Source organism: Pseudomonas sp. ADAK13 (genome assembly GCF_012935715.1).
Classification (GTDB): Bacteria; Pseudomonadota; Gammaproteobacteria; order Pseudomonadales; family Pseudomonadaceae; genus Aquipseudomonas.
On sequence record NZ_CP052860.1, the window covers coordinates 3,563,197 to 3,575,705 of the forward strand.

Below are 12,509 nucleotides of genomic sequence, written 5' to 3' on the forward strand. Positions count from 1 at the left end.
GCTCAACGCACTGGCCATACTTCATGGTCGCCGATCACAAAGACCTGGCTGTCTTCTTCCAGGGTGACTGAATAACCCCCTGTAAATGCGCCGAACGCCGGCAAAAGGCTGACCCGGGTTCCGAGCCGGAAGCACGGCAGGCGCAAGCTTTGCCGACCCTTGCCCCGCAGGCGATACACCGGGTGTACGTGCCCGGCCAGTACGTGGTGGCTGGCATGAGCGTCCGGTTCGTGCTGCAACGCAAACGGCCCCATCAGCAGGGGTTCGGTTACCACCTCAATGTTCAGGTCGCCAGGCGGGTCGCCAGCACGTTTGTCGTGGTTACCCCGAATCAGCGTCAGCGCCAGAGCTGAATGACGCTCCCGCCAGGCTCTCAGGGCGTTCAGGGTGCCGCTGGCGTGAGAGCCGGGCCCGTGGAGAAAGTCGCCGAGAAAGACTACCTGCTCGCACGAATAGGCTGCCAACAGCCGGTCCAGGCGTTGCAGATTGTCCGTCGTCGTGCCCTGCGGCACCGGCTGGCCCAGGCTGCGATAGGCCGACGCCTTGCCAAAATGCGCATCGGCGATCAGCAGGCACTTTCTCGCGGGCCAATACACCGCCTTGTCCGCCAGCAACCACAGCGCTTCGTCTGCCAGATGTATCGGGTAATGAGCCGGCATCAGTGCTTCCCGTTATCGGCGACTTTTTCCAGGTCCTTGACCATTCGTGCAATACGCTCCGAGAGTTTTTCCGAGCTGAGGCTTTCCCGAAAACGCTCCACCAGCAGTGGAAAGGCCAGTGGCGTAGGCCGTTTGATTGGATGCAGGTCCAGTTTCAACCCCGACAAGTGGCGCAACGTCTCTTCCAGCCGACGAATATCCAGTTCTTCGCGCAGGACTTCTTCCCCGGCTTGGGTCAGCAACAGGTTCTGCGGATCGTATTGCTTGAACACTTCAAAGAACAAACCGCTGGACGCCTGGACCTGGCGCGTACTTTTCGGTGCCCCGGGATAGCCGGCAAATACCAGCCCGGCGATGCGCGCGATCTCGCGAAAGCGTCGCAGCGCCAGTTCACCGGCATTCAGGCTGGCTGCCACGTCATCCAGCAGATGATCCGCACTCAGCAATTCCCCGCTCAATAACGCAGGCCAATCCACCTCGGTCGCGCTCAGCAACTCCAGCCCATAGTCATTGACCGCAATCGAAAACGTCACCGCCTGCTGCCTACTGACACGCCAGGCCAGCAGGCTCGCCAACCCCAGATGCACCTGGCGCCCGGCGAACGGATACAGAAACAGGTGCCAGCCTTCCCGGGACTTGAGCGCCTCGGCCAGCAAATGTTCACGGGTCGGCAGGCCCGACCAGCGCAGCTGGGTTTCCAGCAACGGTTGCACCGCCTGCATCTCCGGGCCGAGGAAATGCCCGTGGGCGGCCGCATCAAAGCGCTCGACCACTGCCTGGGCCAGCTCGTTGGAAAGTGGCATGCGCCCGCCGTTCCAGCGTGGTACGGCAGCTTTTTTCGCGGTACTGCGCTTCACATAAGCGGTCATGTTTTCCACCCGCACCAATTCCAGCAAGCGCCCGGCGAACAGGAAGCCATCTCCCGGCTTCAACCGCGCAATAAAACCTTCCTCGACACTGCCCAGGGTCTTGCCACCGCCGCCCTTGCTCCAGAATTTCAACTGGATGCTGGCATCGCTGACGATCGTCCCCACACTCATGCGATGGCGCCGCGCCAGCCGGGCATCGGGGACGCGCCAGATGCCGTGCTCGTCCGGCTCGACCCGACGGTAATCCGGGTAGGCCGTCAGCGACAGCCCGCCATGGCGCACGAAACCCAGGGCCCAGGCCCAATCCTCGTCGCTCAGGTCGCGATAGGCCCAAGCGGTACGCACCTCCGCCAGCAGCTCATCCGGGACAAAGCCGCCGCCCAGGGCCATGCTCACCAGGTGCTGCACCAGCACATCCAAAGGCTTGTGCGGCGACTGGCGGGCCTCGATACGGCGTTCAGTGATGGCGTCCTGCGCGGCAGCGGCCTCCACCAGCTCCAGGCTGTGGGTTGGCACCAGCGTGACCCGCGACGGCCGGCCTGGCGCATGGCCGGAGCGCCCGGCGCGCTGCATCAGGCGCGCCACGCCCTTGGCCGAGCCAATCTGCAGCACCCGTTCCACCGGCAGAAAGTCCACCCCCAGGTCCAGGCTCGACGTACACACCACCGCCTTCAGTTGACCGTCCTTCAAGGCGCGCTCCACCCAGTCCCGGGTTTCGCGGGACAGCGAACCATGGTGCAGGGCAATCAACCCGGCCCAGTCGGGACGGGCGTCGAGCAACGCCTGGTACCAGATTTCCGATTGCGCGCGGGTGTTGGTAAACACCAGGCAACTGCTGCTGGCGTCGACCTCGGCCACCACTTGCGGCAGCATCTTCAGGCCGATATGGCCGGCCCAGGGAAATCGCTCGATCACCGGTGGCAACAGCGTATCGACCTGCAACCGCTTGGTGGTTTGCCCCTGCACGTTGATCCCGCCGCCCTGTGGGATCAACACCTCCAGCGCGTGGGCCTGGTTACCCAGGGTTGCGGAAATGCCCCATACAATCAGTTCGGGATGCCATTGCCGCAGGCGGGCGAGGGCGAGTTGTAGTTGCACGCCGCGTTTGTTGCCGATCAGTTCGTGCCATTCGTCCACTACCACCATGCGCAGATGGGACAGGCTGACCTCGCTGTCGGCGCGGGCGAGCATCAGCGTGAGGCTTTCCGGGGTGGTGATCAGGGTGGTGGGCAGGCGGCGGCTTTGTCGGGCGCGTTCGCTGCTGCTGGTGTCGCCGGTGCGCAGGCCGACGGTCCAGGGGATGTTCAGGGGTTGGAGCGGTGCTTCAAGGGCACGGGCGGTGTCGGCGGCCAGGGCGCGCATGGGGGTTATCCACAGGACCGTCAGCGGTTCGGCGGGGGCTTTGCGTTTGCGTGGAGTGGTTTCGGTGATGGCAAGGCGGTTGAGGGCGGCGAACCACAGTGCGTAGGTTTTCCCGGCGCCGGTGCTGGCGTGGAGCAGTCCCGACTGGCCTTCCTTGACTGCGTGCCATACGTCTTTCTGGAAGGCGAACGGTTTCCAGTTTTTGGCGGTGAACCAGTCTTTGGCGAAGTTGCTGGATTTGGCCATGCTTGGGGCTCTGGGGGGGTATTTCAGAGACCTTTGTTGGGGGGGAAAGGTTTAACGAATATTGGGGGGATATCCGTTGCTGCGGTAACGGCTACTTAGGGTTCCGCTCTTACAGCGGGTCACTTTGGAAAAGCCCCAAAGTAACCAAAGGGCTCTGCCCCGCCTGTCGGCACCTCGCCTAGGCTCGGCGTTCCCTCACTCCGGCATTGCTCCGCGGGCCGCCGCGACGGGGCGTCCCTGCCCCGTCGCGGCTAAACCGGCGTCCTGCCGGTTTACCCGCTCCTCAATCCCTGCGTTCGGCCTCGGGCTTATTGGGGCAGTCAGATCAAGATCAAAAGCAAGAGCACAGCGGCCTACAGGCCGGCTTGAGTGGTAGAAGCCAGATCAAAAGCGAAAGCCAAAGCCAAAGCCAAAGCCAAAGCCAAAGCCAAAGCCAAATCTGAAACTGATGCAGCTCTGCTTTTCTGTGGGAGCTGGCTTGCCTGCGATGCAGACAACTCGGTTTTTCAGGTACACCGAGGCGATGCCATCGCAGGCAAGCCAGCTCCTACAGGGGATCGTGGCCGCTTTAGATTTTGATTTTGCTTTTGCTTCACACCACTCAAGCCGGCCTGTAGGCCGCTGTGCTGTTGATCTGCTTTTGATCTTGATCTTAGGCGCCCCGTTAAACCACGCTGGCCGAACGCAGGTAGTACGGAGCGGGTAAACCGGCAGGACGCCGGTTTAGCCGCGACGGGGCAGGGACGCCCCGTCGCGGCGGCCCGCGCAGTAGTACCGGAGTGAGCAACCGTGTCGAAATTCAAGCCATTTCAGCGAAATGCTTTTGATCGCGCACCATCGCATTCAGGATCGTCAGCAACTTTCTCATGCATGCCACCAGCGCTACCTTCTTCGTCTTCCCTGCAGCAAGTAGATGGTTGTAAAACCTCTCGATCACCGGGTTATGGCTCTTCGAGGACAAGACAGCCATGTAAAGGACACTTCGCACCTCAGCTCGACCACCCCATATCCGTCTACGTCCTTTGTAGAGGCCGCTATCGCAGTTAAAAGGGGCCACACCAACCAATGCAGCCACTTGTTTGCGATTAACCTTGCCCAGCTCCGGAACCATTGCCAGCAGCGAAAGTGCGAGCACATTGCCAACGCCCGATACCTCGCGCAGCAAATCATAATTGGCCTTCCAAGCCGGCGAAGCTTTGATCGCTTCGTGCAAGTCATCGTCTGTGCTTTTAAGGCGCTTTTGAAGCCAGACGATATGTGCCTTGATGTCCCGTCGAAGTGCCTTGAATACCGCCTGTTTCAGTCGAGACTCTTCCGCCACGATCATATCGATGAGCTGACGGCGTCGAGTCAGTAGATCCGCCAGTTCACGAGCGTGTTCATCTGGCATCTCCCGAATCTCGGGTTTGACCGCCTGGGCAAACTCCGCAATTACCTGGGCATCCAGAGCGTCGGTTTTCGCCAACCTACCGGTCGCCTTGGCGAAATCACGAACCTGACGGGGATTGACAACAACAACGGGTAATCCAGCAGCACAAAGCTCGGCAGCGGCAAGCCGCTCATATCCACCAGTCGCTTCCAGCACCACCAAAACCGGCTCCTGAGCCTTGAGATGTTTAGCTAAACGCTGGATATCTTCTTGAGTATTGGAAAACTGTTCGACTTGGCCAGTAGTGCTGACGAATGAGTCGAGCTTGTTTTTGGAAACATCAATTCCGACGAACGCAGAGTTATGGTCCATAGCGTTTTCCTCACGTCCAACCTTGCAGAATCGGGCTTTGCGCCCAGGCAACCGTTCGGACTAGTTTAGGAAGGAACCTGCTCCGACCCATGCTCACTCACGATCTCGAAATCAGAGGGCACTACGGTCTGAAGCAGGTGAAAACAATCTTACAAGGGCACACCGAGCCCAAGCGAGGTGCCGAGTGGTGGGGCAAGAGCCTTTTGGTTACTTTTGGGCTCCTTTCAAAAGTGAGCCGCTGTAAGAGCGGAACCCTAAGTGGCCGTTACCGAAATAACGGATATCCCCCCCAACCCTACTTCAAATTCCCACTCAAAAACTGCTGCAACCGCTCGCTCTTCGGATTACCCAGCACATCTTCCGGCGCACCCTGTTCCTCCACCAACCCCTTGTGCAAAAACAGCACCTGGCTCGACACCTTGCGGGCAAAGCTCATCTCATGGGTCACCATGATCATCGTCCGGCCTTCCTCAGCCAAACCCTGGATCACCTTCAACACCTCACCCACCAATTCCGGGTCCAGAGCCGAAGTCGGCTCGTCAAACAGCATCACCTCCGGCTCCATCGCCAGCGCCCGGGCAATCGCTACCCGCTGTTGCTGGCCACCCGACAAAAACGCCGGGTATTGACCCGCCACCCGCGCCGGCAGCCCAACCTTGTCCAGGTAACGACGAGCCCGGTCCTCGGCGTCCTTCTTGCTGCAACCCAGCACCCGGCGCGGCGCCATGGTGATGTTCTCCAGCACACTCATGTGGCTCCACAAGTTGAAATGCTGAAACACCATCGCCAACCGCGTACGCAAGCGCTGCAACTCAGCGTCATCCGCCACGCGCATCCCATGGCGGTCGCTGACCATACGAATCTGCTGGCCATCCAGCGTCATGGCCCCGTCGTTCGGCTGTTCAAGAAAGTTGATGCAGCGCAAAAATGTGCTTTTGCCCGAGCCGCTGGCGCCGATCAAGCTGATCACATCACCGGTCTTGGCCTTGAGCGAGACACCTTTGAGCACTTCATTGTCGCCATAGCTTTTATGCAGGCCTTCAACGGTCAATTTGTACATGGGGCATGCATCCTCAAGGCGAAAGTAGGTAGCCGCTGCGATAGGCTTCAAGGCCTGCGACATGGGCGATGACCATCCCGGCAGTGGCCATGCGCCGCAGCGAACGGGCGTAAAGCAGGCCGGCATTGCGGCAATGCACCGGCGTTACGCGGTCAGAAATGGGGTCGATGATTTCGGCGATCAGTTGCCCGGCCTCCACGTATTCCCCAGGCAGGGCGCTGAACACCAGCAAGCCGCCCATGGGCGTGGTCACCGGCTCGACGCCCGCCAGCGGTGTGGCGGGGTAGGGCAATTCCGGCAGCGGTGCAGGCTCGCCGCTGATCGCGCCGAAGTGAATCAGGTAATCGATGATCGCCTGGCAGTCGAGGCTGGCCAGGCCGTGGTTGACGTCGCCCTGGCCGCGCAACTCGACGGTCACCGAAAAACTGCCCATCGGGATCGGGAAGCGCTCGCCAAACCGCTGCTGCAATTGCCACCACACCAGGGTGAAACACTCATCGAACGACTGCCCGCCGGAGTCGGTGGCCAACAGGCTGGCTTCCGACCCGATATAGCGCGCCAACGGCTCCACCCGGGGCCAGGCCTCGGGGGTGGTGTACAGGTGCGCCACGGCTTCGAAGTCGCAGTGCAGGTCCAGCACCATGTCGGCATCACACGCCAGGCGTTGCAGCGTCAGGCGCTGGGATTCCAGTTGCGTGGCCGGTGTTTGTGCCGCAAGGGCCAGGGTCAGGGCATCGCGGATCAGCTCGACGTTGTGCTGTGGATCATCCCCCAGCAGCTCTTCGACCTGATTACCCACGTCCTCGCTCAGGTCGACAAACAGGCGATTGAAGTTCTGCCCGCTTTCCAGCTCATAGCGGCCCAGGGGGATGTCCATCAACACCTGTTCCAGGCCGGTCGGGTTGGCGATGGGTACCAGCACGATCTCGCTGCGCAGGCGGCCGGCGGCGGCCAGTTGTGTCAGGCGCGCCTTGAGATGCCAGGCCACCAGCATGCCCGGCAATTCGTCGGCATGCAGCGACGACTGGATGTAGATCTTGCCTTCAGCCTGTTCCGGCCCGAAGTGAAAACTGTGGATTTGTCGCGCCGTGCCCGGCACCGGCGCCACAAGTGGATGAATCTGATGACGCATGAAGGCTCCTTAGTGGCTGGGCCCGAGAAAGGCCAGCCAGCGGCGCTCCGCCAGACGAAACAGACCGACCAGGGCAAAGGTCACGGTCAGGTAGATCAGCGCAGCGATACCGAATGATTGAAACGTCATGTAGGTGGCCGAGTTGGCGTCCCGGGCGACTTTCAGGATATCCGGGATCGTCGCGGTGAAGGCCACCGTCGTCGAGTGCAGCATCAGGATGACTTCATTACTGTAGTACGGCAGCGAGCGACGCAGGGCCGACGGCATGATCACGTAGGCGTACAACTTCCAGCCGCTCAGGCCGTAGGCTTTCGCCGCTTCGACTTCGCCGTGGGCCATGCTGCGGATCGCCCCGGCGAAAATCTCCGTGGTGTAGGCGCAGGTGTTGAGGGCGAAGGCGAGAATCGTGCAGTTCATCGCATCCCGAAAGAACGCGTCCAGCACCGGCTGCGCGCGAACCGCCGCGATGCTGTAGATCCCGGTGTAGCAAATCAGCAACTGGATATACAGCGGCGTGCCGCGAAACAGGTAGGTGTAGAACTGCACCGGCCAGCGTACCCAGCGATTGCGCGACACCCGGGCAATGGACAGCGGGATCGATACCAAAAAACCGATGAAGATCGACGCGCTGAGCAGCCACATCGTCATGGCCAGCCCGGTAATGTGCTGGCCGTCGCTATAAAGGAAGGGGCGCCAGTATTGTTGAATCAGTTCGATCATCGCACTGCCTCCCGGGAGCCTGCGGAGTAGCGCCGTTCGAGGCGGCGCAGGACGAAGTTGGACGCGCTGGTGATCAACAGGTAGATAAACGCGGCGATCACCAGGAAATAGAACAGTTGATAAGTACTCTTGCCGGCATCCTGCGCAGCCTTGACCAGGTCGGCCAGGCCGATGATCGACACCAGTGCCGTGGCCTTGAGCATCACCATCCAGTTATTGCCGATGCCCGGCAGGGCGAAACGCATCATCTGCGGGAAGGTCACGAAGCGAAACCGCTGGCCGCGCGTGAGCCCGTAGGCCGTAGCAGCCTCTAATTGGCCACGGGGCACGGCGAGGATCGCGCCGCGAAAGGTCTCGGTGAAATACGCACCGTAGATAAAGCCCAGGGTGATGACCCCGGCGCTGAATGGGTCGATCTCGATATAGTCCCATTCCATAAAGTCGGTAAAGCCGGTCAGCCAGATTTGCAGGCTGTAGAAAATCAGCAGCATCAGCACCAAGTCGGGCACGCCGCGAATCAAGGTGGTGTAGATCTGCGCGGGAATCCGCAGGAACGGCAAACTGGACAGTTTGGCGGTAGCCCCGAGCAAGCCCAGCAACACGCTGACGGCCAGGGAAAACACCGACAACTTGATGGTCATCCAGGTGCCTTGCAGCAACAGCGGGCCGAAACCCTTCAAGCTAAAGGCACTGAGCCCCAGGGTTTGCAAAAGATCTTCGAACATAAATCAGGACCTATGGCGATAAAAAAGCGCCCCTCCAGAGGAAGGGCGCCCCAGGCATTATTTGCCGCTGTACAGGTTCAGATCGCCAAAGTGTTTCTTCTGGATAGTGGCGTAGGTGCCATCATCGTGTAACGCTTTGATACCTTTATCCAACAAGGCCTTGAGGTCTTTGTTACCTTTTTTGATACCGACCGCAGTTTTGGAGGGCAGCAGTGGGTCGTCGATGGCCTTGCTGACTTCGTAGTCAGCACCGGCTGGCGACTTCAAAAAGCCCAGTTCGGCTTGCAGCATGTCCTGTACGGAAGCGTCCAGACGGCCGGACGTCAGGTCGGCATACACCTGGTCCTGGTTGGCGTAGGCCTTGGTGGTCACACCGGCCTTGTCCAGTACGGCCTTGGCGTAGGCTTCCTGGATGGTGCCTTGCTCGTAGCCCACGCTTTTGCCCTTCAGGGACTCAGGCGTGGAGTAGTTCGCGCCTTTTTTGAACACCAGGGATGTAGGGCCGGAGAACAGCTCGTTGGAGAAGTCGATCGCCTTTTCACGGGCTGTGGTGACCGTCATGGACGAAATCACGCCATCAAACTTGTTGGCATTGAGGCCTGGAATCATGCCGTCGAAATCACTTTCGACCCATTTGCACTTGACCTTCAGCTCGGCACAGATGGCATTGCCCAGGTCGATATCGAAGCCCACCAGGCTGCCGTCAGCGGCTTTTGACTCAAACGGGGCGTAGGACGGATCGACACCAAAACGCAATTCCTTGTATTCCTTGGCCAGCGCGGAACCGGCGGCCATGCACAGAGCCAGTGCAGAAAGGGTCAGCAATGCTTTTTTCATTATGTAATCCCTGGAAACCAAGATAAGCGCTTGTGGCGCGGTTAGGACTGTTACTGAACGGTGTCAGACCAGACTCAAGTAGCAATTTCTGCACCATAGTTCCGAATGGTCGTTTTAAAAGGTGGGATTAAGAAGTTGCGTGGGCAGGAAATGCCCGAAAATGGGCATGAAAAATTGAATGCACTAATGTGGGGCGGAACATTTCCCTGTAGGAGCCGGCTTGCCGGCGATTGTTTCCTGAATGAGGCGGTGATCTTGCGGACGCCATCGCTGGCAAGCCAGCTCCTACAAGGGCTTGGGTCAGGCCAGCAGATTTTGCAGCGTGGCCAGGTTGTCTGCCTCATCCACGGATTTATCCTGCCGCCAACGCAACATCCTCGGAAAACGCACCGCAATCCCGCTCTTGTGCCGCTTGGACAGGGCGATCCCCTCGAAGCCCAGCTCGAACACCAGACTGGGCGTCACACTGCTCACCGGGCCGAACTTCTCCACCGTGGTCTTGCGGATAATTGCATCGACCTTGCGCATTTCTTCGTCAGTCAGCCCGGAATAGGCCTTGGCGAACGGCACCAGCGTACGTTCGCTGCCGAGCGGGCCGTCCCACACGGCGAAGGTGTAGTCGCTGTACAGGCTGGCGCGCCGGCCATGGCCGCGCTGGGCGTAGATCAACACCGCGTCGACGCTGAACGGGTCGACTTTCCACTTCCACCACACGCCCATGTCCTTGGTGCGGCCCACGCCGTAGAGTCCCTCCCGCGCCTTGAGCATCATGCCTTCCACCCCCAGGCTGCGGGACGCCTCACGCTGCTGCGCCAATGCCTGCCAACTGTCGCCGGTCAGCAATGGCGACGCCCGCAACATCGGCTGATCGCAATCGCTGATTACCTGCTCCAGTTGCGCCCGGCGTTCGGCCTGGGTGTGGTTGCGCCAGTCGTCGCCGTGGTGTTCCAGCAGGTCATAGGCCAGCACTGCGACCGGTGCGTCTTCGAGGATTTTCTTGCTTAGGGTTTTGCGGCCGATGCGCTGTTGCAGCAGGGCGAAGGGTTGTACCGAGCCTTTCCACACCACGATTTCACCGTCGATCACCGTGCCGTCGGGCAGGCTGTGCACCAGGTCATGCAGCTCCGGGAAGCGGTCGGTGACCAGTTCCTCGCCCCGGGACCAGACCCACAAGCGGCCTTCGCGCTTGACCAGTTGTGCGCGGATGCCGTCCCACTTCCATTCCACTTGCCAGTCTGCGGGGGCACCGAGCAAGGCATCGAACTGCTCCGCAGGTTGGGCCAAAGCATGGGCCAGAAAAAACGGATAAGGCTGTCCGCCACGTTGTGCGTGTTCGTCGGACGATTCAGCGGCAATCAGCTTCAGATAGCCTTCGGCGGTCGGGCGATTGGACAGGTCGGTGTAGCCCACCAGGCGCTGGGCCACGCGCTTGCTGTCCAGCCCGGCCATGGCGGCGAGGGCGCGGGTGACCAGCAACTTCGACACGCCGACCCGAAAACTGCCGGTGATCAGCTTGATGCACAGCATCAGGCTCGGTTGATCCAGTTGTGCCCACAACGCGGGCAGGCGTTCGGCCAGTTCTTCGGGCGGCAGGCCACGCAGGGGCAGGAGTTTTTCTTCCAGCCACACCGCCAGGCCGTCATCCGAGGTGTGGGGCGATTCCGGTAACAGCAGGGAAATGGTTTCCGCCAGATCGCCCACCGACTGGTAGCTCTCTTCGAACAACCATGGCTCAATGCCGGCGGCGTCGGTGGCCATGTCTCGCAGCAAACGGGTGGGCACCAGTTGCCGTGGCCGCCCGCCGGATAAAAAGTACACCGCCCACGCGGCATCTTCCGCTGGCGCCTGTAGGAAATAGGCCTGCAAGGCGGCGAGTTTGGCATTGCTGGAGGTGGTGGCGTCGAGGTTGGCATACAGCTCGGCGAAGGCTTTCATGACACGACTTCCTCTTCGTCATCGCCGTATTCGGTGGTGAAGCCCTGGGCATCCAGGCCTTTTTCCCGCAGGTGCCGGACCAACACACCTACAGAGCCGTGGGTGACCATCACCCGTTCTGCGCCGGTTTGCTCTATGGCCCACAACAGCCCGGGCCAATCGGCATGGTCCGAGAGCACAAAGCCGCGATCCACCCCGCGTCGCCGCCGGGTGCCACGCAGGCGCATCCAGCCGCTGGCGAACGCGTCGCTGTAGTCGCCGAAACGGCGCATCCAGGTACTGCCGCCGGCCGAGGGCGGGGCGATGATCAGGGCTTGGCGCAGCAGGGGATCAGTCTTTTTGAAATCGCCGGCGTAGAGGGTTTCGGGGATGTAGATGCCGGCTTCACGGTACACACGGTTCAGCGGCTCGACCGCGCCATGGCTGAGGATCGGGCCGATGCTGGCGTCGATGCCGTGGAGGATTCGCTGAGCCTTGCCGAAGGAATAACAGAACAACACGCTGGCTTTGCCGGCGGCGATATTCGCCTGCCACCAGTCGTTGATCCCGGCAAAAATCTGCGCCTGGGGCTGCCAGCGATAGATCGGCAGGCCGAAGGTCGATTCGGTGATAAACGTATGGCAGCGCACCGGTTCGAACGGTGCGCAGGTGCCGTCGGGCTCGACTTTATAGTCACCGGAGGCGACCCAGACTTCGCCCTGGTATTCCAGGCGCACCTGGGCTGAACCGAGCACGTGGCCAGCGGGGTGGAAACTCAAGGTGACGCCGTGATGGCGCAGGGTTTCGCCGTAGTCCAGGGTTTGCAGGTTGATGTCCTGGCCCAGGCGCGAACGCAGGATCCCTTCGCCGGGGGCGGCGGCCAGGTAATGGTGGTTGCCGGTGCGGGCGTGATCGCCGTGGGCGTGGGTGATCACTGAGCGTTCCACCGGGCGCCAGGGGTCGATGTAGAAATCCCCGGCGGGGCAGTAGAGGCCTTCGGGCCGGGCGATAACAAGGTCCATGGGCGTGCCGTGGAGATGGGCTTGTTAATTAGGAGGCGGGGATGAGCGGAGAAGTTCTATCGGAATGCATGCGATCAAATGTGGGAGCTGGCCTGCTGTGGTGAGGGGGCTTGTCCCCCGTCGGGTTCACCACAGATTGATGGGGCTGCTTCGCAGCCCAGCGCGGGGCAAGCCCGCTCACCACAGCAAGCCCCCTCACCACAGCAAGCCCGCTCCCACATT

Annotated in this window: 10 protein-coding genes; all 10 read right to left on the bottom strand. The window is 60.9% G+C overall.

The window, feature by feature from the left end; genetic code table 11:
- Nucleotides 1-2: 2 nt before the first annotated feature.
- The 10 genes from pdeM to HKK54_RS16485 all read right to left on the bottom strand — a co-directional run bounded on the left by pdeM (nucleotide 3) and on the right by HKK54_RS16485 (nucleotide 12,287).
- Nucleotides 3-659 carry a ligase-associated DNA damage response endonuclease PdeM gene (gene pdeM / locus HKK54_RS16440; protein ID WP_169387235.1) on the bottom strand — a complete coding sequence of 219 codons (657 nt, stop codon included), beginning with the start codon at nucleotides 657-659 and terminating at the stop codon, nucleotides 3-5.
- Nucleotides 659-3,136, bottom strand: coding sequence for a ligase-associated DNA damage response DEXH box helicase (locus tag HKK54_RS16445; RefSeq protein ID WP_169387236.1), 2,478 nt, complete (start codon nucleotides 3,134-3,136; stop codon nucleotides 659-661). The genes pdeM and HKK54_RS16445 overlap by 1 nt, the downstream gene beginning before the upstream one ends.
- A gap of 799 nt (nucleotides 3,137-3,935) precedes the next feature.
- Nucleotides 3,936-4,877, bottom strand: coding sequence for an IS110 family transposase (locus tag HKK54_RS16450; RefSeq protein WP_169386204.1), 942 nt, complete (start codon nucleotides 4,875-4,877; stop codon nucleotides 3,936-3,938).
- Nucleotides 4,878-5,172: 295 nt separating this feature from the next.
- On the bottom strand, nucleotides 5,173-5,937 hold the full coding sequence (locus HKK54_RS16455; RefSeq protein WP_003209529.1) for an ABC transporter ATP-binding protein: 765 nt from the start codon (nucleotides 5,935-5,937) through the stop codon (nucleotides 5,173-5,175).
- 13 nt (nucleotides 5,938-5,950) lie between these two features.
- Entirely contained in the window at nucleotides 5,951-7,069 is a 1,119-nt protein-coding gene (locus HKK54_RS16460) for a succinylglutamate desuccinylase/aspartoacylase family protein (RefSeq protein ID WP_010176729.1), read from the bottom strand.
- Nucleotides 7,070-7,078: 9 nt separating this feature from the next.
- Complete coding sequence (locus tag HKK54_RS16465; protein WP_003209532.1) at nucleotides 7,079-7,789, bottom strand: ABC transporter permease; 711 nt, start codon at nucleotides 7,787-7,789, stop codon at nucleotides 7,079-7,081.
- Nucleotides 7,786-8,514 (bottom strand): ABC transporter permease, encoded by a 729-nt coding sequence (locus tag HKK54_RS16470; protein ID WP_010176728.1) that lies wholly within the window; start codon nucleotides 8,512-8,514, stop codon nucleotides 7,786-7,788. Before HKK54_RS16470 ends, HKK54_RS16465 begins: the two co-directional genes overlap by 4 nt.
- A 57-nt stretch (nucleotides 8,515-8,571) precedes the next feature.
- Nucleotides 8,572-9,351, bottom strand: a complete 780-nt coding sequence (locus HKK54_RS16475) for a transporter substrate-binding domain-containing protein (protein ID WP_010176727.1) — start codon at nucleotides 9,349-9,351, stop codon at nucleotides 8,572-8,574.
- A 300-nt stretch (nucleotides 9,352-9,651) separates the two neighbouring features.
- Nucleotides 9,652-11,286: an ATP-dependent DNA ligase gene (locus HKK54_RS16480; RefSeq protein WP_169387237.1), complete on the bottom strand. Its 1,635-nt coding sequence runs from the start codon at nucleotides 11,284-11,286 to the stop codon at nucleotides 9,652-9,654.
- Entirely contained in the window at nucleotides 11,283-12,287 is a 1,005-nt protein-coding gene (locus HKK54_RS16485; protein WP_169387238.1) for a ligase-associated DNA damage response exonuclease, read from the bottom strand. The genes HKK54_RS16480 and HKK54_RS16485 overlap by 4 nt, the downstream gene beginning before the upstream one ends.
- Between the last annotated feature and the right edge of the window lie 222 nt (nucleotides 12,288-12,509).

Bases quoted from the DNA above. Each gene is read 5' to 3' on its own strand.
- pdeM (WP_169387235.1), bottom strand. From the start codon at position 659: ATGCCGGCTCATTACCCGATACATCTGGCAGACGAAGCGCTGTGGTTG.
- HKK54_RS16445 (WP_169387236.1), bottom strand. From the start codon at position 3,136: ATGGCCAAATCCAGCAACTTCGCCAAAGACTGGTTCACCGCCAAAAAC.
- HKK54_RS16450 (WP_169386204.1), bottom strand. From the start codon at position 4,877: ATGGACCATAACTCTGCGTTCGTCGGAATTGATGTTTCCAAAAACAAG.
- HKK54_RS16455 (WP_003209529.1), bottom strand. From the start codon at position 5,937: ATGTACAAATTGACCGTTGAAGGCCTGCATAAAAGCTATGGCGACAAT.
- HKK54_RS16460 (WP_010176729.1), bottom strand. From the start codon at position 7,069: ATGCGTCATCAGATTCATCCACTTGTGGCGCCGGTGCCGGGCACGGCG.
- HKK54_RS16465 (WP_003209532.1), bottom strand. From the start codon at position 7,789: ATGATCGAACTGATTCAACAATACTGGCGCCCCTTCCTTTATAGCGAC.
- HKK54_RS16470 (WP_010176728.1), bottom strand. From the start codon at position 8,514: ATGTTCGAAGATCTTTTGCAAACCCTGGGGCTCAGTGCCTTTAGCTTG.
- HKK54_RS16475 (WP_010176727.1), bottom strand. From the start codon at position 9,351: ATGAAAAAAGCATTGCTGACCCTTTCTGCACTGGCTCTGTGCATGGCC.
- HKK54_RS16480 (WP_169387237.1), bottom strand. From the start codon at position 11,286: ATGAAAGCCTTCGCCGAGCTGTATGCCAACCTCGACGCCACCACCTCC.
- HKK54_RS16485 (WP_169387238.1), bottom strand. From the start codon at position 12,287: ATGGACCTTGTTATCGCCCGGCCCGAAGGCCTCTACTGCCCCGCCGGG.